The organism is Niallia sp. M35 (genome assembly GCF_050971705.1).
Classification (GTDB): domain Bacteria; phylum Bacillota; class Bacilli; order Bacillales; family Cytobacillaceae; genus Niallia; species Niallia circulans_A.
Window position 1 is genome coordinate 234776 of record NZ_JBPCEP010000008.1, and the last position, 21935, is coordinate 256710.

Here is a 21935-nt window from a genome sequence, read left to right on the forward strand (position 1 = left end):
CGTAAAATACATAGTAATTATAGTTAATATAACTAATAGTTATAATGATATTAGAAGATATATGGACTTTATTCATTGTTAAGAACAAAGTCAATGAATCTTCTGCTAGCAACGGATAAATAGCGATCCTTTTTCGTAATGATGACTAGTTCCCAATTGGTAATAGGCTCTAAGTCAACAAAGCGAACTTGATTATTATTTGCTCGATTACATATTGATTCGGGGAGGATTGAAATTCCTAGATTTGCTGCCACAATCTCAACCATAAAGTCCCACTGGGAGCTTTTGAAGATAATATTTGGCTCAAATCCTTCTTGGATAAATTTTTTGCGCATAATTTCATATAAGGCAAATTCTTCACTGTAAAAAATAAATTCTTCTTCTTTTAATTCTTTCATTTGCACCTTTTGTCTATTTGCAAACCGATGAGATACAGGTACAATTAATTTCATTTCTTCCTTTACAAGTGGGAAGATGTTAAAAGCTTCATCTGCTAAGGGAAGTACAGCGACACCCATTTCAAATTCACCCTCTTCGACACTTTTAACAACTTTTGCCGCACCATATTCTTTTATATTTATTTGGATATTTGGATATGCTTTATGAAATGCGGCGATTATTTTTGGGAAGAATAAGCTTCCGATGATTGGCGGAAGGCCAATATTAATATTTCCTCTAGTTAAATTGGTCATATCGTGCAGGGTAGATGACATTTCTTCCACTTGTGCAATAATTTTTTGCCCATATTCATATACGACTGACCCTGCATCTGTAAGCTCATGGGTTTTATTGGAGCGGTGAATTAGGGTTAAACCAATCTCGGCTTCTAAGCTTTTGATTGCTTTACTTAGCGCAGGCTGTGAAATATGAAGCTTGTCTGAGGCTTTTGTCATATTCTTTTGTTTCACCACTTCCACGAAGTAATGTAGCTGTCTAATTTCCATTATTTTTCCTCCTTTTATGATTGAAAAGGGCTGTCCCTATCATAGAGACAGCCTTGTGACTGGATGGAAATGGACATTAGCTTTAACCCCTTTTCCATCCAGTTATTTAGGGATTTTTTTTAGAAGGGATAAGTTTCTAATCATTGAACCAACAAACATAGTTCCAGCTCCTCCGAAAAGAAGAATCAAGACCGTTTGCTTACTAATAACATCAAGTGGATAAAGAATACTACTTAAGATTGCAAGAAACCCAACCAACGTTAAAACCCAACCGAATTTTGTCATAATTAACTTCCTGTCCTTTAAAAAATAGATAACTATTTATTTATTTTACGCAAAGAAGAAGGGAAGTACAACTATTGTGTGATTCTTTTTAGCAAAAAATACTTTTTACACTAAAAATATAAAAATGGATAAGAATATTAGGTTTAAAGAAGGAATATAGGTGGGTATACATAGATTATCATTTTGAAAAGGTGGGAACATCATGAGTATTTTTCACGAATTAAAAGAGAAAATCGTCTTTCCTCGTAATTGGAAAGATAACTTAATTGCCCACAAAAAATATGAAAAATTATACAAAAAAAATCCGACAGAGCTTATATACAGTAATATTTACCGTATTCAATCAAGAGAACAAATAGAGAAAAAATAGACTAGGGTGAAATCCATCCTAGTCTTTGTTATGTTGCAAAATATACTTATATATTATTAGGCCATCGATGTTTCTTTTAAATAATCTGAAAAAACTTTTTGTACAAGATCTTGTTCTTGGATATCATCAGCGCTATGTAAATCCTTAATACAGACAACGTATACTGATTTTACAAATAAGTGAAGTGCTTCATCATCGGTTAATTTCTGGATTTTTTTAATTAACTGATTATCGGTAATGTAATTAACAATACGACCAAGGAATTCCTTCGGATAATCTTTAGGTTGTTTCCCTGTTTCTTCTTGAAAAATTCCCCCTTGTCCTTCAATTTCGACATGACGTATTACTTTTTCTAATTCTTGAATACTAAATATCTCCATTGATTAAACACCTCTTTCCCTCTAGTATTATAACAGGCTATTAAACTGTAGTAAATTAGTGTTTTTTCACTATTTGAAAAAGATTATTATAATAGTATTTTAAAGGTGTTATATAAAAGAAATAGACGATTTTTGCTGTGGAATTTTTTAAAATTAATCGAATCCCCTGCAAAACAGGGAATCTAATGGTACAATATTTATGATTAATTAAATCAGCATTTCTTAATCTAATTGAAAGAAATGGCAGAAGTTGTGAGAAGGAGTAATAATGGATAATAATACAATGTATCATATGGTAAAAAAATTTCATGAAGCATTTGGACACGAAGTAGCTACAGAACCTACTGCAATCGCAGAAAAAACAGCTGTTAATCGAGCCGTTTGGACTGGAGAAGAGTTAGTAGAATTTTTATATGCAACAGCAGAAGGGGACGAAAGTAAATTTAAAGCGTTATATGAGCAGTTTTTAAAGGGATTAAATAAAGCTGCTGATAAAATACTTACAGAAAAGAAACCCGTTGACGATAAATTAGTAGCACAAATGGATGCTTTAACGGATGTAGAATATTTTAATCAAGGAAGTTTTGTCATTGCCGGTGTAGAACCATTTTCACTCTTCCAAATTGTTCAAGAAGCAAATATGGGCAAGCTGTTTGAAGATGGTAAACCAAGATTTAGAGAAGAAGATGGCAAAATTATTAAGCCGCCAAATTGGGAAAAAGATTTCGCTCCTGAAGGGCGCCTACAAGCAGAAATAGAAAGACAAAGAAAAAATAAAGACAAATAGCAGTTGAATATTCAATAAAAAGACGAACACGAATAATTAATAAAAGCCTGCAAACGAGCTTCTATAATTATCCGTGTTTTTAATTAGCTATAAAAATAACGTTTCTGTAATAGCTTTTTCATAATAAGTCTTTTCGGATGATGTTGCTTTTCCCTTCGAGCAATACTTAATAATGCACCTTTTTACTTTTTAAATTAACTTATTTAGAGAGTACAGATGCCGGAATGAATATCGATGGATTGCCAGAAGCGTACGGGGCAACTTCGTATTGCTGGAAAATGAGTACAATTCCGTTGTCTGCTAAATAGAAATTCGTTTCGTTTGTCACTTTAAAATCCGTGAATTCTTCTGGATCTGCGAAAAATATTTCTGGGTGTTTTTTCATATATGCTATTGCATAAGTTGTTACTTTGCCATAATGTTCCTTGGAAGGTAGAAAGTCATCCAATGTTAATAGCTTTCCTGATTTGAGGTCGAAATTATAGGTTGTTATCACCGTATTTCCATGTGCTCCCCCAGTAAATTGATAGTCAGAAAATAAAATGCTTAATTTATTATTTTGGTTGTATTTCACTTGATAGTTGGTTATGTATTCGAACTGACAGGCAGATGCTGATTCTTTACAGATCGATTCTTTTTTGAGTTTTTCCATTTCTTTCATTAACTTTATGTATTGATTATACGATGCTTTTATATGTTGTAATAAGATTTTGTTTACACTATTCTGCGCTTTGTTGTTAGGGGCACTAACTAGAAATGGATATTTTAGTTTTTCAATATTTTTATATTGTTTTGTCATAACAACATTTGGTGATTTAATGGCAACTGTAGATATAGGTTGAACAAAGGTTATCAGGATTAACATGATAATAAATGGTACCAATATATATGTTTGTCTTTTCATACATCACTTCATTCCTTTCTAGTCTTCATGCTATTTTTCCCTTTTTTGAGTGTATAATGTATGGATATAAAAAAAATGCTAAAAGGTGTAGATTATTCTACATCTTTTAGCATTTTTTCAATCGAATAAAGTTGTTTATTTAAGTCATTAATAATGGTCATTTGCTGTTTATGTATGGAAAGGCTATCTTTTTCTACCTTTAATCTTTCTATTGCTCTCGCTTCTTTTCGTTTTAGAAATTGTACTAAGATAAAAATCAGCAAAGCTGGGATGAAGATGTAAAGGAGTAGAGTTGGTAAAAGTAATAAAAGATCGCTCATCATTTATCTCCTTTAATTTGTCTCATTTAACAATTTTTCGATGTTTACAATTCTTTCTTTCACTTTGTTTAGTGCTTCTATTTGTTCCTTTTGATAGGCTATATTTTCTCTTTCTAAGTTCAACTTTTCATCTGCGCGCGTTTCCGCTCTTTTCATATATCTTGTTATATAAAATATGAAACCAAGCACTGTAAGAATAGGAATACTGACGATAAAAAGATTGATCACACTGAATACTTGCATTTCGTTCCCTCCTGAAATAATTTTTTGTTTACTCCTTTCTTTTCTTAATCGTGACACTGTCAGCCAGGTCTGCAATTAATTCCTCTGATAAAGGAAGAGAAAAAGGAATTAACGCATAATACTTCATTGCTTTTCCATCTTCAGAAATTTCATGATGCCCTTTAATTAACTCGGCATTTTCTAATTTTTGAAGATGCAAATATAATAAAGGTCTACTTATTCCAAGTTCTCTAGCTAGTTGGCTGACATATTTCTTTTCATTTTTCAAGATAGCGATAATTTTCAAACGATATGGGTTTGATAATGATTCAAGAATTAGTAGTAATTTGTCTCCGTTTTTTATATGTTTCATATGTAATAATAATATTACAGGTATAAAAGAAAGGCAAGTAGATATTTGCGTATATTTTGCAAACAATAGACAGAAAGTGGATAATTAGATTAAGCTACAAATCATAAATTTTTATGGAGTTGATAAAATGGGCTTTTTAAATGGGCTGATGGGAAATGCAAGTGAAACAGATGTGAAGGAACTAGAAAAGGAATTAAGCAACGTAATCGGTTCTAATGAAAAAATCGAGCTTGCTTATAAATTAGTCAGAGATTTAATTGTGTTCACAGACTTACGACTAATTTTTGTCGATAAGCAAGGATTGACAGGTAAAAAAGTCGAGTACTTGTCTGTACCATATAAAAGTATTTCGCGTTTCAGTATAGAAACTGCAGGTCATTTTGATTTGGATGCTGAATTGAAAATTTGGATCTCTGGTGCAGAATTGCCAGCCATTTCTAAACAATTCAAAAAAGATAATAGCATTTATGACGTGCAAAAAGCATTGGCAAGTTATGTTGCTAAAGCCTAAATTTGAAGATTGCAGTCCAGCATAAAAGCGAGAATGAAAGCTGGGCTGTTCCTATCAATTAATAGCAGGAATGTAATATTCTTTGTGGAATATTTATTTAGTATGGTGGGAATAGGATAAATCAGGGAAGAAGGAAAGAGAATGGTTAAAGAGGGGGAATACAATGAATTCAAAGGCTAAATTCTCAGGGAAGTCCACATTGTATGATCGTTATCGTCCAGGTTATCCTAAACGTTTTTTTAAGGAGCTTATTTCCGAGTATAGTGGCTCGAATGATCATTTTGTCATCGCAGATGTCGGAGCAGGCACAGGGATTTTTACCGAGTTAGTTGCGAATATCGGCACATATATTTTCGCCATAGAGCCGAATGATGAGATGAGATCTATTCTGAAAGCTAGAATGGAAGACTTCAAACAGGTGACCTGTCTAGATGCATCAGCCGAAAACACGGGAATCGCAGATAATAGTGTAGATCTAATTACAGTTGCACAGGCGTTTCATTGGTTTGATGCCAATGTTTTTAAAAAGGAATGTAAACGTATTCTGAAGGAAAATGGTCAGGTCATGCTCATTTGGAATAGTCGTGATCATACGAGTCAATTAAATTCGGAAACTGCTAAAATATCGAAAAGATACTGTCCGAATTTCCAAGGGTTTAGTGGCGGAATAAATATTGAGCGTTTGGGTCTGCAGCATTTTTTCACAAATGGATATGAACATTATGCGGTATCCAATCCATTAAAAATGAATAAAGAACATTTTATTGGTCGAAATCTTTCCGCTTCTTATTCTCCGCAAAAAGACGATCCTTTTTATGATGAGTTTGTAGAAGAACTAGGGTTTCTTTTCGATAAGTACAGTAAAGATGGAAACATTCTCGTTCCTAATGATCTGCATGTTTATGTAGGCGCTGTCATTTAGCTGAAGGGCAAATTAAACCAAAAGATGTTGACATTAAGTAGGGATCTATTTACAATAAGTCTTAATAAATTTGTTTAGCGTTGATAAGGAAAAGTAAATAAGGGGAGATTTTAAAGAGAGCTTCTGATGGTGGAAAAGAGGCAAATGAACCTTATTGAAAATGACCTTGGAGCTTCGTACCGAAAGCGATTCGTGAGTAGACTACGACGAGATAGGCACTCGTTATAACAGCAGCAGTATCTCTTGTTTTTTTAGACGTACTGATTAGAGGCAAATAGTTGTGAACTATTTGTAAAGCTAGGTGGTACCACGGGTTAACTCGTCCTAATCTTTTTAGATTAGGGCGTTTTTTTTATGCTTTTTTATTTGAAGAATAATTTTCAAATGAATGAAAAGAAGAAGCAATTTTATAAAAGGAGGAAGTAAATATGAGTATATTTATAGGAGGAGCATGGCCATATGCGAATGGCTCTTTGCATTTAGGTCATGTGGCAGCATTATTGCCAGGAGACATTTTAGCTCGTTATTTTCGGCAAAAGGGAGAAGAAGTTCTCTATGTATCAGGTAGTGATTGTAATGGGACACCTATTTCTATTCGCGCCCATCAAGAGAATTCATCCGTTCAAGAAATAGCAGATCGCTATCATAAAGAATTTTCGCAGTGTTTTGCTAAGCTAGGCTTTTCGTACGATCTTTACACAAGAACAGACGCTAAACATCATCATGCATCAGTTCAGGAGATTTTTCTAACTTTATTGAAAAAGGGCTATTTATCCAGAAAAACAGTAGAGCAGGCATACTGCCAAAAGGACAATCAATTTTTGCCAGATCGATTTGTAGAAGGAATTTGTCCCCATTGCAAGCAAAAGGCCAGAGGAGACCAATGTGATCACTGTTCTACGATTTTAGATCCACTAGAATTAAAAGATAAACGCTGTAAAATTTGTGGGGAGGAACCTGTCATTAAGAAAACAGAACATTTCTATTTCACTTTTAGCGATTTTCAGAAAGAGCTTGAAAACTATGTGAAACAAGCAGAAGATAATCAGCTTTGGAATGAAAATGCAATTTCCTTAACGAAAAGGTACTTGCGAGAAGGACTGCCAGACAGGGCGGTAACTAGAGATTTACCTAATGGGATTGACGTACCATTAGAAGGATTTGAAGGAAAGAAAATTTACGTATGGATCGAAGCGGTAGCTGGCTACTTAACAGCAAGTATGGAGGCTTGTAAAGAAAAAGGTCTTCATATGGATGATTATTGGGGCTCTGAAACAATATCTTACTATGTTCATGGCAAGGACAATATTCCGTTTCATACAGTTATTTGGCCGAGTATTTTACTTGGATTGGGAAGAAAATCGCTACCAACCCATATTGTCTCCAGTGAATATCTAACATTAGAAAAAAGGAAATTATCTACCAGTCAAAATTGGGCTGTTTGGGTTCCTTATATTTTACAGAAATATGATCCTGATTCGATTCGGTATTTTCTAACGATAAACGCTCCAGAAGCAAGGGATACCGACTTTTCTTGGCGAGAATTTATTTATAGCCATAATAGTGAATTATTAGGTGCCTATGGGAACTTTGTGAATCGAACGTTAAAGTTTATTCAAAAAGCTTATAATAGCAAGGTTCCTGATAAACAAGTTTCCCAAAAAATCATTGCTAGCACAGAAGATGTTTATCAAAGCGCTGGTAATTGGATAAAAAGAGGAAAAAGCAAAAAAGCATTAGAAGAAATTTTTTCTTATATTCGGTCTGCAAATCGCTATTTTGATCAACAAAAACCGTGGGAACAAGTAAAAATAAATAAGGAGGCTGGTGAAATGACATTAGCAAATTGTACATTTATGATTGTCAATCTCGCCCACCTTCTTGAACCATTTCTCCCATTTTCCGCGCGTAAAATTAGAGCAATGCTTGGAATTACAAATATAGAGTGGCATATACAATATACACTTCCTAAGGAAATAATATATGTCGCTCCCCTTTTTGAGCGCTTAGATTTAGGATTAATAGAAGAAGAACTAAATCAACTGATAATGGGACAAAAACATTCCTGATTTTTGTCATTTCTCTCCTCTTTTTAAGGTGATTGAAAAAGGGGAGAGCTGAAAAATATGCTGTAGAAAATTGCTGTATTTTCAGAGGAAAATAGCTTGTACTTAGCGAATAAATTATCTATTGCATGATTCTTTATAACTTTTTCGTGATATATAGAATATACTAGGTTAAATATAGGATTTTGAAAAGAAGTGTTTGCTTGGCAATATATCGATTGTAACAGAATAAATTAGATGATAACGAAAGAGCGAATGGTAAAAGGGCTGAAGGAGGCATTTAATAAATAGGAGGGAGCGGAAATGAAGTGGAGTGAGTTTGTATCACCTGGAACAAACAGAGTCTTGCCAGTTATTGTCGAGGTATATGGAAAGAAATATCCCCCTTATGCAAGTAAACTTTATCCCATATGTTATACAAGCTTTAATGATTTAGGTATTCTGTTTACACCATGCGGGTTATTTAGACGGAAAAAGAAACGGAATTTACGAACCATTCGGTATAAAGACATTGTTTCTGTGGAATTTAATGTGCAACGAGTTCCTACTGTTTATCTATATCTTTTAGGCTCCTCATTACATGTCAATATGATTATCCAATTAAAGGATCAATCGATTTTACATTTAGAAAGTGAAGACATCAGTATTTTGCCAGAAGTATTTCAGCTATTAAAAAAACATAAGGTAGTCAGGAAAGATCCTCAAAAGCTTCAAACTATTTTAAAAGAAAAAGATACAATGGAAAAGTTTTATTCCTATGTAGATAAGCATTTACAAGCAGATATGCACTACAGTAAGAAAGAACCTAAAATAAAATAGTGGCCATGAAAAGAAAAGGATCATCTTTTACTTTTTTCAATCGCTTCTAAAATAGCTAAAGCCTGTTTATTGTATATGGAAACAGAAAAATGCATGGCTGGTACAGACATATGCCGTCTATTGGGATTATGGATTTGTTTTCTTTTTAAAGTCATACAAAAATTGCCTCGTTACTTTTTATTTATAGGTTGTCCGTATAATTGGTGTTTTTATACAAGTAATTTAGAAAATGAAAGACAGGATATAATATAACAGCAAGAAAGTGAAAGTAAACGATATATGATATTAATTTTCCAGCTCCTTCTTCAAACTGGTGAAAGCTTTAACATTAAGGATTATGCTTAATAAATAAGAGTACTCCTAAAATAAAGAAAAATGGTGTTAGTTATTCGTCCAATAAAATAATGTCATTAAGATACCGCCTGCTATCGGAAAAATCAGTGGCAAATTTCCGAACCTCCATTTATTAATACGTTTACCATTTATTGCGAAATATTAAGCCGTGACATTAAAAAGATTTTAATATATAGCCTAAAAAAGAAGAGTCTTAGAAAAGGAGAGGGGTTTTTTAGAGTAGAAATCTCCCCTCCTTTTCTATAGACTCTTTTCATTAGGCACGTTTAGCTAGTAAGTTCAGTGCTTTCTTATTCATGTCATGAATATCTTCAAATGTTTCTGATACTGCTACAGTCATCTTTCTCCTATTCGGATTCATTGATTTTTTTGTCTGGTTCTTTGGTTTATTGAATGGTGCAGGAGTAGAAGCAATTGCAGTTTTCTTTTTTTCTGCCATATCAATTCCTCCTTTATAGAAAATTTTATAAAATCCGGCACAAGCTATTAATCTCCAAAACTATAAAACTTTAGATCGTGAAATTTTGCTCATGCTTTTTTTCTACATATTATTATACTACAAAGCAGGTAAAAAGGAGCCTTAAACCATGTACCAATCGAAAATTTGTGCTAAGTTAAGGATGTGGGAAGCATCAATTCCATCCACTTCGACGAACTGGGAGCTGATACCTATCAACATATTATAACTTTCCCCATAATATGCAACGATAAAAACATTTTTGACTAAATCCTCATTATTTATATTATTTTCTTGGTCTTTTAAGGGGATACTTTTCCCTGCTAGAAGATCTTGAATAATATTTTCTTTCACTTCTCTGTCTAAAAAGCTAATATTATAGCAAATTTCTACACTATTAAAAGCAGATTCTAAGTTTTGCTTTAAATCATCCCCGCTTGCACTAATTGCAAAAGGGAAAATCGCAATATGAAATTGAAATGTGTCTGCATACAGGTTTAAATAAGTACGTAATTCATCTTTATATTGACGCCAATGCTGGGGAAGATTACGTTCGATAAAATGATCAGCTGTTTTGGAAATAACTTCAGTAAAATTCTGAACCTTTTTAGCATTGTAGCCTAATACTTCTTCATTTTTGCGAATCGTTTTTCGAATATAATTACTATGTTGAAATTCAGTATTCCAAATTTTAAGAATATCAGGTGTTTGGAAAACCGCAATATCAATGAAAACGGCAGCACTTGCTAACGACAAAATCATTGTCCAGTCAGACATTTGCAGCTGCTTTGTCAAGATTCCAAGACAAACAAGGAGAAAAAATAAAACATAATATGATTTTCGAATTGCTTGAAGATTTTCCACATATTTATCTGTTCGCCACCAAAAATAGATGAGTGAAAGAACAATCAATAAAATCATTGCCGTAATAAAAACAAAATAGATTGCCGCCAATGTTTATCCTCCCTTTAATCGCTTACCAAACTATTATACCACGCATTAATAATTGTAATGGAAAATAAAAGAAAAAAGAAATCCTTCTTTACATATAAACGTATAGATAGTTCGACATTTTCTATAAAAGAGAATGGATTTACACCCTGAATTTTTCCTATTTTAATTGAATGTTTGGATGAGAATAAAAAAGTAAAGGGAAGTGAAAGCATATAAAATAGTCCCTCTAGGATAATCTAAAGTTATCCCTTATAATAAGAAAATAATGGTAAACAAAAGACGTACAGAGAAAAGGGGAATAAGGATGTTTCCAATATTAGAGACAGAGAGATTGCTATTAAGAGAGATTAAGAAAGAGGATGCTGGAGATTTATTTGCTTATTTTTCTAATGAAGAAGTTATGCAGTACTATGGGCAAGAAGCATTTACAAGTATGGAACAAGTAGAAGCATTAATTGGACATTTTGCTAATAACTTTGAAAATCAACGAGGAATTAGATGGGGCATGCAGATCAAAGGAACTACTCGACTTATTGGTACACTTGGTTTAAACAATTTAGTTCTTTCTCATAAGAGAGCAGAAATCGGATATGAAATCAATCCTGAATATGGTCGCTCTGGTTATACATCTGAAGCAGTCCAAAAAGTTGTCTCCTATGCATTAGAAGAGCTTCATTTAAATCGGGTGGGAGCTATGATTTATTTAGAAAACGAAGCATCAAATAAACTGATTCAAAAGCTTGGCTTTCAGCATGAAGGTATTTTGAGAAAGTACTATGAACAGAATGCAAAGGCCTTTGATATAAATGTATACTCTATTCTGAAAGATGAATAAAAAATGCTGGGTGGGATGAACAATTTGAAATCTAGAACAACGATTTATTTTGTCAGGCATGCACATTCCGTATATTCGGCAGATGAATTAGAAAGGCCTTTGTCGGAGAAAGGCCTTTCTGCTGCTAAACAAGTCGCTAAACGAATGGAAAAGGAAGCTATCGATATTGTTTTATCGAGCCCATATAAGAGAGCGATTCAGACCATAGAAGGGGTTGCAGAATATTTTCAAACAGATATCAAGCTTATACACGATTTTAGAGAACGTAAATTGGCAAAAGGATCTATTCCTGATTTTAATACTGCCATCGAAAAAGTTTGGAGAGAGGAAACCTTTTTCTGGGATGGTGGAGAGTCTAATTTAATAGCCCAAAAAAGAGGAGTCCAAGCTTTATTTCACATACTAAAGCAATATGAAAATAAAAGAATTGTTATCGGAACACATGGAAATATCATGGTTTTAATGATGAATTACTTTTCAAAGGAGTATGATTATACATTTTGGAAGAATTTAGAGATGCCTGATATTTATAAATTAATATTTGAAGGGAAGCAAATATTAACGGTTGAGAGAATATGGGAGGATAATAATGAATAGACATTTATTCTTATTTGGCGGCGGCCCGCCATTTACCTATAAAATGGCAAGAAAATTTTCCGAACTGGTTTCTGTACGGACAGGAAAAATTTCTTTTCTAATTATCGATAGACCAAACTGGAAGGAGTATATGGCTAAGTATACAAAAAAATTGATAGAAAATGGAATAACAGAATTCCAATTTATCCCTTTGCTAACTATTTCAGAGAAAGACGCCGTTGAGCTGCTAAAGAATAGTGCCGGGATTATCATTGGTGGAGGTAATACGGAACAATATGCAAAGTATATTGTCGAGACATCTTTATCAAGGATTCTCCAAGAACAATTTTCAGCAGGAGTACCAATTGCTGGATTTTCTGCGGGAGCTCTTATTAGTATGGAGCATTGTATCATTTCAGCAAATGACAATGAAGATCAAGTTTTTAAGTGGCAAACAGGATTAGGGCTGTTGAAAAATACAGTTATTGCAGTTCATTTTAGTGAATGGATGGATGAAAATCATTTAAGGAAAGCTGTTATAAAGTTTCAGCCACATATACATTTTGGAATAGATGAAGGTACGGGCATGTATTTTTATAACAATCGGTTAATGGCTGTGGAAGGAAATAATGTTTATCAGATTAACAACAATCGTCTTGAAAAAATGGAAAAAATCAATTTTTTATAGGATTATAAATTTTACGCAATCAATTTTATTAACCATAAGGAAAGAAGACCTTTAGTATAGTATTTTTATGATTAACCTTTTTTACTAGGAAGCTATTTATTATAACCTAGTCTAAAATGAAAAAGATTAAATGATTGTATTTTTTATTTTCGGAAAATTTCGTTGTTTTTCGTTTATGCAGATTGATTACAATATAGATCTAGAAGGGTGGATAAAAATGGTTCAAACAACAGATCCCATTTACATAAGATTATTAGAGGAAAAGGATGCAGAGGGACTATGGAACCTAGAATTAAGAAATCGAGATTTTTTTAAAGACTATTCGACTGCTCGGAAGGAAGAGTTCTATACATTGCATTTTCAAGAACAGCTTATTAACACATGGAAAGAAAATGCAAAGCAAGACAGTGATTATCATTTTGGCATTTTTCTACAAGAGTCCAATGAGTTAATTGGGAGTGTTAATTTATACATGGTAAGACGAGAGCCAGCACATAATGCCATTGTTGGTTATGTTCTTGATAAAGACAGTAACGGCAAAGGCTATATGACTCTTGCTGTGAAAAAATTAGTTGATTATGCCTTCCATACACTTAGTCTACATCGATTAGAAGCAGGAGTGATGCCCCATAATGTTGGCTCGATTCGCGTATTAGAAAAGGCTGGGTTTCACAAAGAAGGGATAGCCAAAAGCAATGTGAAAATAAATGGAGAGTGGAAAGACCATCAAATTCTGGCTATCATTAATCCTAATGATTAAGGTTAATGGATTAGGAATCTTTTGCCGACTTCAGCCGTAAAGTAATAAAAGGAGAAGGAGGAGGAAATGGATGATAGCAGACGTTCAAATATTGCAACAACAACTAAAGAAAAATGAAACGATACAAGGATCTCTTAGATGTTCATTGGAAGTGTTTATTTATAAAAAAATAGTGCGTCCGGGTATGCTGGCAGCAACAGAAAAACGATTAATTTTCTGTGCAGACTCCATTCCTGGAAATGAACTAATCGAAAGTTTTGATTATGCCAATTTAGAAGCCATTCAGTTAAAGCGAAATTTAATGAATCAATATATAACGATAAAATATAAAAAGGATACAGTGAAATTTAAACAGATTATTAGTGAGGATATAGAGGATTTTATGACGAAAATAAAAACGTATAAATAACTGTTTATCCTGTGACAATAAAAAGAAAGGATTAGGTAAATGAAATTAATTACAATTGGCAAAGGAAAAAGCATAGAACAATACAATTCTGTGTCTGCTAGCTATTGTAAAATCATGAAAACAGATGAAGCTACGAATATTGGCATTATCACGCTTGGTCCAAAAGGCATATTAGGTAATCATCAAGCACCGGTTCCACAGCTGTTCCATGTAGTCGAGGGTGAAGGCTGGGTTAGAGATATCGATGATAGGAAGCTTCTTATAAAGAAAGGGGAGGCAGTTTTTTGGAAGCAAGGAGAATGGCATGAAACAGGATCTGATACTGGTTTGACAGCATTCGTAATTCAAGCTTCAAACTTAAAAGAGCCTTTTTAAAGCTACCTAGCTATCTATTATTATCATAAATGTGAAAGGCAAGGTGCTTTCTATATCATATGGACAGTGGAGAATAATGGATAAAAGATTACTAGTAATGATATTCGTTCTTGGTATGATTGTCATTCCTCGTATGTTTTTTATATGTAAGAATCATCACCCATCCAGTAAACGAATTGTTCTATAAAACGGATTTGGAAATATAAAAATTAAGCCCGCGGATAATGAAGATGGGAAATTACTTTAAGAGTGGAGAAAAGGTATATGGATTATTCACTTATACTACTATTTTGTTTTGCGATTACACTTCATAATATAGAAGAAGCAATTTGGCTGCCTAAATGGTCTCAGCAATCTTCCAAGTTTCAAAAGCCTGTTACTTCAAGGGAATTCAATTTTGCTGTTATTTTTGTAACTATATTAGCTTATCTGTCTGCAATCAGTTTTTTATACAGACCAGAATCAGTTTTATCGAAATGGATTTTTGTTGGATTTTTAGGTTCTATGATATTAAATGCTATTTTTCCGCATCTTATTGCAACTGTTTGGTTGAAAAAGTATGCACCCGGACTTCTTACTGGTTTATTACTTAACCTTCCAATCAATTCATTCGTAATTTATCAAATGTTTTCCATAAATTTAATTAGATGGCATGAGCTAGTCATTTCCACATTTACTGTAGGAATTACTTTAGTGGCGCTTATTCCTTTTTTGTTTAAAATTGGTGGCAAAATAACACTTTCTAAAGATAGCGCTTTGGATTAAAAAATGGATTGGAAAGAAAACAGGAAATCTGATTGTCGAAATGAAAAGGAACAAAAAATCTCATGGCAAATGCCATGAGATAACTTTTATTTTTGTTTTATAACGCGTTTATATATGTATAGACCAATTACTGCAAGACCAATCACAGCAAGTATAACGTATGCTACATTGGAGTACATGTCCATATAATGAACGATGTCTTCCCAAGAATCACCAACTGTAGCGCCAATACGAATAAGAACGAAATTCCATGTGAATGTACCTATAGTTGTTAAAAATAGAAAAATACCAAAGTTCATTTTTGCCATGCCTGCTGGCAGCGAGATTAAACTTCGAATAAGTGGAATAAAGCGGCAGAAGAAGACTGTCCAATAGCCAAATTTATCAAACCAGCGATCAGCTTTATATAAATCAGCTTTTTTTAAGCGAAGGATATGGCCCCATTTTTCAATGATTTTTTCCAATCTTCTTATATCCAATAAAGAACCAATAAAATAAAGAATAATAGCTCCAAGTACAGAACCAATTGTAGATACGGTGACAACGCCTGTTATGGTCATACTAGTCTTTACAGTCATTGCGCCTCCAAAGGTCAAAATAACTTCCGAAGGGATTGGTGGAAAGATATTTTCAAGCATAATTAATAGTAAAATACCAAAGTAACCAAAATTTTCCATCGTTTCTATAATCCAATTTTCCATTCCGTGCACTCCTTATATTTTCCATTCACATATATAAAAATATCTTAACATATGCTTTTAAAACCATCTAATATAATCCTATTTCTCCAATTATGATATCATTCACATTTTTACAAAATGAGATGTTGTTATTTGGTAATTGTGCTAAAATAAGGATTAATTCAATAGATTTATAGGAGAATGTATATGTTTGATTATTGGATTCCCAATGCGTTAAGTACAAGTATAATGACTATAATTGGTTGGGGCATACTTATCGGTGCAGTATGTTATTTGTATAGAAAACAAACAGAAAAACCTGTTATATGGAAAATGGTCATTATTATATACATTGGTTTATTTTGCTTTAACTTTTCATTTATCGTTAGTGAAACACCAGTAAAGATAGCTATTTTACCACTTGGTGTATGGATACTTATATTGGTTTTTGGAAAGCGGAAAGAACGTTGGAAGGTGTATCGACCATTTGCTTGGCTTGGATTCTTTGGAAATTATATTTTTCTTATTACAACCTTGCTTAGTTCTCTGGTACAAAGTTTGTTGTATCCAACTGATAAAGTAGAGACTTTTTTAGCTGAACTAAATAATCCTGGCATTCTATTAATTCATCCTTCAGGCAAACAAGCAGATCTTAATAAAGAGCTGTTTATAGAAAGTCTGTCCTCTTGGGGGATTGGGAAAATGGATACACAGCAATGGTATTATGAATCATTTCCAGAAATTAAGGAGGAAGAATTGGAAGAGGAAGGACAGATGCCACATCAGACAATGGAACGCTTTCCCTATATTCTTATAGGAGCGACTCCAAAGTGGGGGATTGGCTATGAATCTACCATTTATATGGAAAGAGATGGAAAAGGGATGCTTATTTCAACAGAAAAGGGTCAGTACTATTTTCGCTCCTCTGAATCTGTATTAAAAGGGGGAACAGAATAGATGAAATTTAACAGAGTATGGTATTTATTAGTTGTAGTCATGATTGCTATAAGCTTATTTATTTTTCTTTTCTTAAAGGAAGCTGAAAGCTCTCCATCCGATCTTCCAAATGAAACTAGTATAAGAAAAATGATTGAAGATACTGGTGAAATTAGCATAAATAGAGTTTTTGACCAAAGAGCATTAGATGAAAAGCATGTTTTCATTCCCCATCTTTCTAGTGATAAACAATATGGCTATAGTTTATTAGAATGGATAGATAATAAATGGGAAGTAACCTATGTAACAACCACTGGAGAACCGCTTTTATGGAGGATAAAGGCGGGAAATCAGTCAGAATCCTATTTTCTATGGAATCTTGATTCAAAAAATAAGATAGAAACTCTTACTTTCTATTTAATAAGAGACCGACATTTTACCAGTGGCTGGAGCGGTGAATGGTATGAACCAGCAATTCAAATCGAGGAAGACGTATCAATCAGTGGAAAACCATATGGTATATACAAAGTGCCAGATAAATGGGGAGCCATATGGAATGCAGCACAAATAAAGATAGAGAATCAGGAGGAAGATTTTATTTCTTCTAATGGGGAAGGACTATATTATGGAATTAAAGGATTTGATAAGAAAAATAATTATATAGTGCCACTTAATAGCTATGAAAATGGTGGAAATACTATTTCAGGTGCAACAATAGAAAATATAACAATTATGGATGAATGGGAAGGTGAACAATGGTAAAAGGCTCTCCATAAAAAGGAGAGCTGAGTATCTAATATTTATTTTTCAAATTTTGGTTTCATTTTTACAATAAACAGGATGGATAGTACAGCAATTATCCCTAGAAAAACTTCAATTATAAGTAGGTTGGTGATAGTACCCGCCTGATATAATGCTGGGAAGAAATTGACAGCTGCGTGTATAAGAATCGCATAAATAACATATATAAATTTTTGCTGTCTAATTGCATATAGGACTAATATGGATAATGCAAGATGTAGCGCAAGGGCAAAAACTCTTTCTAAGCCGCCAGATGCAAAAAGCATTACATTAGCCTGTTCAAATTGCTCTTTAATATTGTTAATGTCTTCAGGTTTAGCTGCTGGACCTAATAATGTTTCCAAGTTCCCCGTTTTTATCATAGATGAAATGAGCAGAGAATTCAGTGCTGACATGCCACCAATAAATATAGCTTCTATTCCTCCATGTCCTAATCCATATGATAGTCCATCATTAAATTGATGATTGTTCTTCAACCATACTGTAAAAGCAAAATAGCGACCGAATTCTTCAAATATACCAGCAGCAAGGCCACCGTATAATGCAAAAAGATAAGGATTACTGCTCCATTTTAATTCAGTGCCAGTCGGGCTAAGCACGATGAAATGAACGATTTTTTCAAGAATTTGTGAAAATACAATGAAGATTACAATACCAACAAGTAAGGATTTCCAAGACATCATTTTTTTTCTTTGTAAATATACCATTAATATAATTGGAACTATTACTGAAAGAAATAGTTGCAGAGATATCCCAATATAAATAGAGTTCATTCTTTTTTTTCCTCCTATTCTAGTTCAATCTGTTATATTAAGTGTATAACAGATTGAAGCTATACGTCAATGATTAACCAAGCTAATTATGTGAAAAAATTAAAAAGGAAGTGACCAAATGATTGAATTAACTGGTAAATATAATAGAGCTAAAGTATTTACGGATCAATTAGAAGAAGTGGCTGAGGCACAGATTAAGGAATTATGTGATCAGGAATTTGCTAAGAACAGTAAGATTAGAATTATGCCAGATACGCATGCAGGAGTTGGCTGTACGATAGGTACAACAATGACTATTCAAGATAAAATTGTCCCTAATCTAGTAGGGGTAGATATTGGTTGTGGCATGGCGGTAGCAAAATTAACTGTAGACAGAGCAAATTTGAATTTTGATGAATTAGATGAAACGATTCGCAAGTTCATCCCAAGTGGATTCTCGATCAGAGATAAAGCTCATTCATATAAGGAACAAATTGATTTAGATGAGGTGAAAGCTCAAATAAATAAAAAAAGAGCAGAACACAGTATTGGAACCTTAGGTGGGGGCAATCATTTTATCGAGTTAAATGAAGCAGCTGATGGCAGTGTATATCTCGTTATACATAGTGGAAGCCGTAACTTAGGTGCACAAGTAGCGGAATATTACCAAACACTTGCTTACGATAACTTAGTTAATATCGACGGGATAAAAAAAGAAATGATTGTTAAATTAAAGAAAGAGGGCAGGCATGCTGAAATTCAGGAAAGCTTAAAAAATATGAAGCTGCCAAAAATAAACAAAGAACTTGCTTATTTAGAGTCGCAAGGATTTAAAGACTATATGCATGATATGAAGATTGCGCAAAAATATGCTTATTTAAATCGACTTGCCATGATTGATGTTATTGTTACAAAGATGAATTGGGCAGTTTTAGATCAATTTACTACTATTCACAATTATATTGATATGGAAAATATGATATTAAGAAAAGGAGCTATTTCTGCTAGAAAAGGAGAAAGAGTGATTATTCCCTTGAATATGAGAGATGGCAGCATTATTGCCTTTGGAAAAGGAAACGATGATTGGAACCAATCCGCTCCACATGGAGCAGGAAGATTGATGTCGAGGACCAAGGCGAGAAAGACCGTTAGCTTAAAAGATTTTGAGACATCCATGAAAGACGTTTGGAGTACTTCCGTGAAGAATAGTACGTTAGATGAAAGTCCATTTGCGTATAAACCAATGGAAGAGATAATTAAACATACAGCAGAGACTATTGATATTGCAGAAATTATTAAGCCGTTGTATAACTTTAAGGCAAATTAAGAAGGAAATAGAAAGGATGAAATAAATATAAGGAGAGAGAAAGCATTTTTCTTCTGTCGCTCTCCTTATATGTACATTCAGAAGAATTTCAAAAGCGAGCGAAATAAAAATCGGAAAAATCCATAAAAAATCACAAAAAAGTCTATTAATATGTCTAACAGGCTCCCAAAAAAGGAGTCTTTTTTCGCTTTTTTCCGTTTGTTTTTTCCAAGCTATAACCTCCCATTTTTCATTAACGTATGGCACCATGCTCGATTAACCATTTGCGTAATATGTAAATCAACAGCAAGACTTGCTAATGTGAAATGATATTAAGATTATTTAATTTTGATTTTCGTAGATTTATATATGTTTGTGCTCAAAGGAACGTCTTTAAAAGTAACATGGATACTAAGTGATAGCGGGGCGAAATCATTTTCTTTTGTATATTACTTAGAGATAATGACAAAAGCGGCTCGTGGATTCAAGGACCACTTAGAGACGTCTTTTACCCACGCTGGAAAGCTGCAATCCGTTTCTGTACTACTGCTGGAGGAACTAGTTGGATATGTTCACCTTTATCATTGCAGGTGAACATTCCTTTGAAAACATCGGGCATGGCATCGTACTGTTTTTCTAACTGTTCATTAAATTTTTTGAAACAGTCATAAGGATATATTTCTAGCAGGTAGGGTAGCAAAAAAGCAGACCGCAAGATTTCATATTCCTGATAATTATATGGAGTACTTTCGGGGCGCTTTGTTAAGATTTCCAACATCCTATTCATTAAAATGGCCACCTCTTCTTCACTTGCAAAGCCAGCATATCCTCGAATCGCAGTAAGTCGCATATCTAAATATCGCTCTTTTTTATATGCTTTTAAAAAAAATCCTTTCCGTCATCTGGCAAGTCAAATACTAATTGCTTTAATAATGCATTACGTTTGGCAATATCCTTTGTATTAAAATATGTTTCCATTTTTTTGTTTTTTTCTTCCATGCATCCTACCTACTTTGTTTGTTGATCTAATTTTTGTAGTCTCTTCTCGTGATTCTTACATTTTGTGTATTCTTAAGGTTATTAGTTCCACCATACTAATTTTACTAAATACCACGTTAGTTAAAGATGAATTTTCAAAGAATTATATTATTTTTTAGGTGCGTTTATTATAATTTATCAGTCTTCCCTTAAACATCATCTTCTTTTCGTTAAACTATAAACCTTTGTAGCAATGATATGTGGTGTAATCCGTTCTTTTAATGTAGGAAATACAGAACCCACATACTCTTCGGGATTTCGAATATAGGCTTTTTCGTACATATAAATGGTAAATGAGCAGGAAACACGGACATAAATATCTCCATCCATATCATATGGTTCTGAAATCGTCAGAACTTCAAAAGAATCATCGAATTTATTTGTTTTTGCGTTAATCCGCTTTGTTACATTCTCTTTATATTTCGTTGTTCTCATTGGCTTGTAATGAAAATCAACGACGCCAATTGCTTGAATCATATATTCCTCCCAATTAAATCATTCGAACAAATATTATACCATTTATTTATAGGCTCTGTTAAAGTCTGTTGTTGATATTTCGATTTATAAGAACTTACATTCTGTAATGGATATAACTATATAAAAATGGTGATGAACGTGTGAGCAACTGATATTCTTAAAGCCATACAAAAACTAAATCCAGCAGAAAAGCACCGACTATGAGAGTATTTAATTGATGCACTTACTGTATCTTCTTCGAAAGGAACTGGCACATAATCAATGATTGTTGATGGAGATGAAGTAACGAACAAGTTTATGTCTTAGTCGCAAGAACCGTGAAGAGATGACTTTTTTTGCAGGTATTGGGAATGGGTCGATTAACAAATGAGCAGTTAGACAAAGCTATCGGTCATAAACTTTCAAATGCAAGTGTTTTACGCACCGATTCTTGGCATGCCTTTAAAACATATGCTGCTGAAAAAGGGATGGATATTTTTCAATTCAAGTCAGATGGTAAGGTTCGCACAAAGAGACTATACCATATCCAGAACGTTAACTATTATCACCGAAGGCTTAAAGGAGGGATACAACGTTCTAATGGAGTTGCAACTAAATACCTGAATAATTATCTTGCTTGGTTTTAGGTGTTAGAATCTATTCAATATCAAAGGAATCCTATTACTATGGATGACTTGTTGATTAAAGGGAATTTAATATAAAATATGGAAACGTATGATACACTTAGGTTATCAAAATTGACGATATAAGCATTACTGCTTGTTTAACTAACGAGGGATTTAGTTGAACAACAATTCCTACATCACGAGATAGGTACTTAGTGCTTTTTAGGAAATAAAAACCATTTACACACTTAAAAATATAGATGG

At 33.4% G+C, this 21935-nt stretch carries 30 protein-coding genes, 1 pseudogene and 1 other annotated feature; of the genes and pseudogenes, 17 read left to right on the forward strand and 14 right to left on the reverse strand.

Annotated elements, in window-relative coordinates:
- Positions 1–68: 68 nt before the first annotated feature.
- Both NiCM35_RS13125 and NiCM35_RS13130 read right to left on the reverse strand, forming a co-directional pair.
- Positions 69–944, reverse strand: coding sequence for a LysR family transcriptional regulator (locus NiCM35_RS13125; protein ID WP_095333719.1), 876 nt, complete (start codon positions 942–944; stop codon positions 69–71).
- Positions 945–1046: 102 nt separating this feature from the next.
- A complete protein-coding gene (locus NiCM35_RS13130; protein WP_095333720.1) occupies positions 1047–1229 on the reverse strand; it encodes a hypothetical protein in 183 nt (60 codons plus the stop codon).
- A 202-nt stretch (positions 1230–1431) separates the two neighbouring features.
- Between NiCM35_RS13130 and NiCM35_RS13135 the strand changes: the two genes are divergently transcribed.
- A complete protein-coding gene (locus NiCM35_RS13135) occupies positions 1432–1599 on the forward strand; it encodes a hypothetical protein (RefSeq protein WP_164463641.1) in 168 nt (55 codons plus the stop codon).
- A 56-nt stretch (positions 1600–1655) separates the two neighbouring features.
- Here the strand turns inward: NiCM35_RS13135 and NiCM35_RS13140 are convergent, their stop codons facing one another.
- Positions 1656–1979 carry a hypothetical protein gene (locus NiCM35_RS13140; RefSeq protein ID WP_047940501.1) on the reverse strand — a complete coding sequence of 108 codons (324 nt, stop codon included), beginning with the start codon at positions 1977–1979 and terminating at the stop codon, positions 1656–1658.
- A 268-nt stretch (positions 1980–2247) separates the two neighbouring features.
- Between NiCM35_RS13140 and NiCM35_RS13145 the strand changes: the two genes are divergently transcribed.
- Entirely contained in the window at positions 2248–2766 is a 519-nt protein-coding gene (locus NiCM35_RS13145) for a pyrophosphohydrolase domain-containing protein (RefSeq protein ID WP_095333722.1), read from the forward strand.
- 199 nt (positions 2767–2965) lie between these two features.
- Here the strand turns inward: NiCM35_RS13145 and NiCM35_RS13150 are convergent, their stop codons facing one another.
- From NiCM35_RS13150 to NiCM35_RS13165, 4 genes are all read right to left on the reverse strand, one after another.
- Entirely contained in the window at positions 2966–3670 is a 705-nt protein-coding gene (locus NiCM35_RS13150; protein WP_123257793.1) for a DUF3298 and DUF4163 domain-containing protein, read from the reverse strand.
- 92 nt (positions 3671–3762) lie between these two features.
- On the reverse strand, positions 3763–3990 hold the full coding sequence (locus NiCM35_RS13155) for a hypothetical protein (protein WP_095333725.1): 228 nt from the start codon (positions 3988–3990) through the stop codon (positions 3763–3765).
- Between the two features lie 12 nt (positions 3991–4002).
- Positions 4003–4233: a hypothetical protein gene (locus NiCM35_RS13160; RefSeq protein ID WP_163186247.1), complete on the reverse strand. Its 231-nt coding sequence runs from the start codon at positions 4231–4233 to the stop codon at positions 4003–4005.
- 28 nt (positions 4234–4261) lie between these two features.
- The gene (locus tag NiCM35_RS13165) at positions 4262–4585 is read right to left on the reverse strand and encodes an ArsR/SmtB family transcription factor (RefSeq protein ID WP_095333728.1); all 324 of its coding nucleotides are present in this window, start codon (positions 4583–4585) and stop codon (positions 4262–4264) included.
- A gap of 127 nt (positions 4586–4712) precedes the next feature.
- On the opposite strand from NiCM35_RS13165, the gene NiCM35_RS13170 reads away from it, so the two are divergent.
- The 4 genes from NiCM35_RS13170 (at position 4713) to NiCM35_RS13185 (ending at position 8903) form a co-directional block, all read left to right on the forward strand.
- Positions 4713–5096 (forward strand): PH domain-containing protein, encoded by a 384-nt coding sequence (locus NiCM35_RS13170; RefSeq protein WP_433779728.1) that lies wholly within the window; start codon positions 4713–4715, stop codon positions 5094–5096.
- Between the two features lie 163 nt (positions 5097–5259).
- A complete protein-coding gene (locus NiCM35_RS13175; protein ID WP_095333731.1) occupies positions 5260–6018 on the forward strand; it encodes a class I SAM-dependent methyltransferase in 759 nt (252 codons plus the stop codon).
- Between the two features lie 71 nt (positions 6019–6089).
- Positions 6090–6348: a binding site (T-box leader), on the forward strand.
- Between the two features lie 98 nt (positions 6349–6446).
- Positions 6447–8087, forward strand: a complete 1641-nt coding sequence (metG, locus tag NiCM35_RS13180) for a methionine--tRNA ligase (protein ID WP_095333733.1) — start codon at positions 6447–6449, stop codon at positions 8085–8087.
- 300 nt (positions 8088–8387) lie between these two features.
- The gene (locus NiCM35_RS13185) at positions 8388–8903 is read left to right on the forward strand and encodes a hypothetical protein (protein ID WP_095333735.1); all 516 of its coding nucleotides are present in this window, start codon (positions 8388–8390) and stop codon (positions 8901–8903) included.
- Between the two features lie 20 nt (positions 8904–8923).
- Here NiCM35_RS13185 and NiCM35_RS13190 read toward each other — a convergent pair whose 3' ends face one another.
- The 3 genes from NiCM35_RS13190 to NiCM35_RS13200 all read right to left on the reverse strand — a co-directional run bounded on the left by NiCM35_RS13190 (position 8924) and on the right by NiCM35_RS13200 (position 10668).
- On the reverse strand, positions 8924–9058 hold the full coding sequence (locus NiCM35_RS13190) for a hypothetical protein (RefSeq protein ID WP_268877141.1): 135 nt from the start codon (positions 9056–9058) through the stop codon (positions 8924–8926).
- Between the two features lie 455 nt (positions 9059–9513).
- Complete coding sequence (locus NiCM35_RS13195) at positions 9514–9696, reverse strand: hypothetical protein (RefSeq protein WP_095333736.1); 183 nt, start codon at positions 9694–9696, stop codon at positions 9514–9516.
- 141 nt (positions 9697–9837) lie between these two features.
- The gene (locus NiCM35_RS13200; protein ID WP_095333738.1) at positions 9838–10668 is read right to left on the reverse strand and encodes a type II toxin-antitoxin system SpoIISA family toxin; all 831 of its coding nucleotides are present in this window, start codon (positions 10666–10668) and stop codon (positions 9838–9840) included.
- Between the two features lie 304 nt (positions 10669–10972).
- Here NiCM35_RS13200 and NiCM35_RS13205 point away from each other — a divergent pair, with 304 nt between their 5' ends.
- From NiCM35_RS13205 to NiCM35_RS13235, 7 genes are all read left to right on the forward strand, one after another.
- The gene (locus NiCM35_RS13205) at positions 10973–11503 is read left to right on the forward strand and encodes a GNAT family N-acetyltransferase (protein WP_095333740.1); all 531 of its coding nucleotides are present in this window, start codon (positions 10973–10975) and stop codon (positions 11501–11503) included.
- A gap of 24 nt (positions 11504–11527) precedes the next feature.
- Positions 11528–12100 (forward strand): histidine phosphatase family protein, encoded by a 573-nt coding sequence (locus NiCM35_RS13210; RefSeq protein WP_235850353.1) that lies wholly within the window; start codon positions 11528–11530, stop codon positions 12098–12100.
- Positions 12093–12767: a Type 1 glutamine amidotransferase-like domain-containing protein gene (locus tag NiCM35_RS13215; protein WP_433779731.1), complete on the forward strand. Its 675-nt coding sequence runs from the start codon at positions 12093–12095 to the stop codon at positions 12765–12767. The genes NiCM35_RS13210 and NiCM35_RS13215 overlap by 8 nt, the downstream gene beginning before the upstream one ends.
- A gap of 217 nt (positions 12768–12984) precedes the next feature.
- On the forward strand, positions 12985–13527 hold the full coding sequence (locus tag NiCM35_RS13220; protein ID WP_095333744.1) for a GNAT family N-acetyltransferase: 543 nt from the start codon (positions 12985–12987) through the stop codon (positions 13525–13527).
- A gap of 70 nt (positions 13528–13597) precedes the next feature.
- Positions 13598–13936 (forward strand): PH domain-containing protein, encoded by a 339-nt coding sequence (locus NiCM35_RS13225; protein ID WP_095333746.1) that lies wholly within the window; start codon positions 13598–13600, stop codon positions 13934–13936.
- Positions 13937–13975: 39 nt separating this feature from the next.
- A complete protein-coding gene (locus NiCM35_RS13230; protein ID WP_433779732.1) occupies positions 13976–14311 on the forward strand; it encodes a cupin domain-containing protein in 336 nt (111 codons plus the stop codon).
- A gap of 264 nt (positions 14312–14575) precedes the next feature.
- Positions 14576–15076 (forward strand): HXXEE domain-containing protein, encoded by a 501-nt coding sequence (locus NiCM35_RS13235; RefSeq protein WP_123259321.1) that lies wholly within the window; start codon positions 14576–14578, stop codon positions 15074–15076.
- Positions 15077–15162: 86 nt separating this feature from the next.
- Here the strand turns inward: NiCM35_RS13235 and NiCM35_RS13240 are convergent, their stop codons facing one another.
- Entirely contained in the window at positions 15163–15777 is a 615-nt protein-coding gene (locus NiCM35_RS13240; RefSeq protein WP_123257785.1) for a DedA family protein, read from the reverse strand.
- A 186-nt stretch (positions 15778–15963) separates the two neighbouring features.
- Here NiCM35_RS13240 and NiCM35_RS13245 point away from each other — a divergent pair, with 186 nt between their 5' ends.
- Complete coding sequence (locus NiCM35_RS13245) at positions 15964–16713, forward strand: hypothetical protein (RefSeq protein ID WP_171509666.1); 750 nt, start codon at positions 15964–15966, stop codon at positions 16711–16713.
- Positions 16714–17454, forward strand: a complete 741-nt coding sequence (locus NiCM35_RS13250) for a hypothetical protein (RefSeq protein ID WP_303985611.1) — start codon at positions 16714–16716, stop codon at positions 17452–17454. It begins immediately after the preceding gene.
- A gap of 38 nt (positions 17455–17492) precedes the next feature.
- On the opposite strand, the gene NiCM35_RS13255 is transcribed toward NiCM35_RS13250, so the two are convergent.
- Positions 17493–18266 (reverse strand): YhfC family intramembrane metalloprotease, encoded by a 774-nt coding sequence (locus NiCM35_RS13255; RefSeq protein WP_095333758.1) that lies wholly within the window; start codon positions 18264–18266, stop codon positions 17493–17495.
- Positions 18267–18384: 118 nt separating this feature from the next.
- Here NiCM35_RS13255 and NiCM35_RS13260 point away from each other — a divergent pair, with 118 nt between their 5' ends.
- The gene (locus tag NiCM35_RS13260; protein WP_433779735.1) at positions 18385–19572 is read left to right on the forward strand and encodes an RtcB family protein; all 1188 of its coding nucleotides are present in this window, start codon (positions 18385–18387) and stop codon (positions 19570–19572) included.
- A gap of 487 nt (positions 19573–20059) precedes the next feature.
- Here NiCM35_RS13260 and NiCM35_RS13265 read toward each other — a convergent pair whose 3' ends face one another.
- Together NiCM35_RS13265 and NiCM35_RS13270 are read right to left on the reverse strand one after the other, a co-directional pair.
- Positions 20060–20401: a hypothetical protein gene (locus tag NiCM35_RS13265; RefSeq protein ID WP_164463833.1), complete on the reverse strand. Its 342-nt coding sequence runs from the start codon at positions 20399–20401 to the stop codon at positions 20060–20062.
- Positions 20402–20745: 344 nt separating this feature from the next.
- The gene (locus tag NiCM35_RS13270; RefSeq protein WP_095333764.1) at positions 20746–21066 is read right to left on the reverse strand and encodes a hypothetical protein; all 321 of its coding nucleotides are present in this window, start codon (positions 21064–21066) and stop codon (positions 20746–20748) included.
- A gap of 281 nt (positions 21067–21347) precedes the next feature.
- On the opposite strand from NiCM35_RS13270, the pseudogene NiCM35_RS13275 reads away from it, so the two are divergent.
- Positions 21348–21767, forward strand: a pseudogene (locus tag NiCM35_RS13275) (IS1595 family transposase); the annotation flags it as partial.
- Positions 21768–21935 lie beyond the last annotated feature (168 nt).

Excerpts from the sequence above, each read along its gene's own strand:
- NiCM35_RS13130 (WP_095333720.1), bottom strand. The coding sequence starts at position 1,229 with ATGACAAAATTCGGTTGGGTTTTAACGTTGGTTGGGTTTCTTGCAATC.
- NiCM35_RS13265 (WP_164463833.1), bottom strand. The coding sequence starts at position 20,401 with ATGCGACTTACTGCGATTCGAGGATATGCTGGCTTTGCAAGTGAAGAA.
- NiCM35_RS13240 (WP_123257785.1), bottom strand. The coding sequence starts at position 15,777 with ATGGAAAATTGGATTATAGAAACGATGGAAAATTTTGGTTACTTTGGT.
- NiCM35_RS13145 (WP_095333722.1), top strand. The coding sequence starts at position 2,248 with ATGGATAATAATACAATGTATCATATGGTAAAAAAATTTCATGAAGCA.
- NiCM35_RS13125 (WP_095333719.1), bottom strand. The coding sequence starts at position 944 with ATGGAAATTAGACAGCTACATTACTTCGTGGAAGTGGTGAAACAAAAG.
- NiCM35_RS13215 (WP_433779731.1), top strand. The coding sequence starts at position 12,093 with ATGAATAGACATTTATTCTTATTTGGCGGCGGCCCGCCATTTACCTAT.
- NiCM35_RS13195 (WP_095333736.1), bottom strand. The coding sequence starts at position 9,696 with ATGGCAGAAAAAAAGAAAACTGCAATTGCTTCTACTCCTGCACCATTC.
- NiCM35_RS13165 (WP_095333728.1), bottom strand. The coding sequence starts at position 4,585 with ATGAAACATATAAAAAACGGAGACAAATTACTACTAATTCTTGAATCA.
- NiCM35_RS13225 (WP_095333746.1), top strand. The coding sequence starts at position 13,598 with ATGATAGCAGACGTTCAAATATTGCAACAACAACTAAAGAAAAATGAA.
- metG (WP_095333733.1), top strand. The coding sequence starts at position 6,447 with ATGAGTATATTTATAGGAGGAGCATGGCCATATGCGAATGGCTCTTTG.
- NiCM35_RS13170 (WP_433779728.1), top strand. The coding sequence starts at position 4,713 with ATGGGCTTTTTAAATGGGCTGATGGGAAATGCAAGTGAAACAGATGTG.
- NiCM35_RS13160 (WP_163186247.1), bottom strand. The coding sequence starts at position 4,233 with ATGCAAGTATTCAGTGTGATCAATCTTTTTATCGTCAGTATTCCTATT.
- NiCM35_RS13150 (WP_123257793.1), bottom strand. The coding sequence starts at position 3,670 with ATGAAAAGACAAACATATATATTGGTACCATTTATTATCATGTTAATC.
- NiCM35_RS13250 (WP_303985611.1), top strand. The coding sequence starts at position 16,714 with ATGAAATTTAACAGAGTATGGTATTTATTAGTTGTAGTCATGATTGCT.
- NiCM35_RS13190 (WP_268877141.1), bottom strand. The coding sequence starts at position 9,058 with ATGACTTTAAAAAGAAAACAAATCCATAATCCCAATAGACGGCATATG.
- NiCM35_RS13260 (WP_433779735.1), top strand. The coding sequence starts at position 18,385 with ATGATTGAATTAACTGGTAAATATAATAGAGCTAAAGTATTTACGGAT.
- NiCM35_RS13255 (WP_095333758.1), bottom strand. The coding sequence starts at position 18,266 with ATGAACTCTATTTATATTGGGATATCTCTGCAACTATTTCTTTCAGTA.
- NiCM35_RS13135 (WP_164463641.1), top strand. The coding sequence starts at position 1,432 with ATGAGTATTTTTCACGAATTAAAAGAGAAAATCGTCTTTCCTCGTAAT.
- NiCM35_RS13155 (WP_095333725.1), bottom strand. The coding sequence starts at position 3,990 with ATGAGCGATCTTTTATTACTTTTACCAACTCTACTCCTTTACATCTTC.
- NiCM35_RS13270 (WP_095333764.1), bottom strand. The coding sequence starts at position 21,066 with ATGATTCAAGCAATTGGCGTCGTTGATTTTCATTACAAGCCAATGAGA.
- NiCM35_RS13185 (WP_095333735.1), top strand. The coding sequence starts at position 8,388 with ATGAAGTGGAGTGAGTTTGTATCACCTGGAACAAACAGAGTCTTGCCA.
- NiCM35_RS13230 (WP_433779732.1), top strand. The coding sequence starts at position 13,976 with ATGAAATTAATTACAATTGGCAAAGGAAAAAGCATAGAACAATACAAT.
- NiCM35_RS13175 (WP_095333731.1), top strand. The coding sequence starts at position 5,260 with ATGAATTCAAAGGCTAAATTCTCAGGGAAGTCCACATTGTATGATCGT.
- NiCM35_RS13235 (WP_123259321.1), top strand. The coding sequence starts at position 14,576 with ATGGATTATTCACTTATACTACTATTTTGTTTTGCGATTACACTTCAT.
- NiCM35_RS13140 (WP_047940501.1), bottom strand. The coding sequence starts at position 1,979 with ATGGAGATATTTAGTATTCAAGAATTAGAAAAAGTAATACGTCATGTC.
- NiCM35_RS13205 (WP_095333740.1), top strand. The coding sequence starts at position 10,973 with ATGTTTCCAATATTAGAGACAGAGAGATTGCTATTAAGAGAGATTAAG.
- NiCM35_RS13245 (WP_171509666.1), top strand. The coding sequence starts at position 15,964 with ATGTTTGATTATTGGATTCCCAATGCGTTAAGTACAAGTATAATGACT.
- NiCM35_RS13220 (WP_095333744.1), top strand. The coding sequence starts at position 12,985 with ATGGTTCAAACAACAGATCCCATTTACATAAGATTATTAGAGGAAAAG.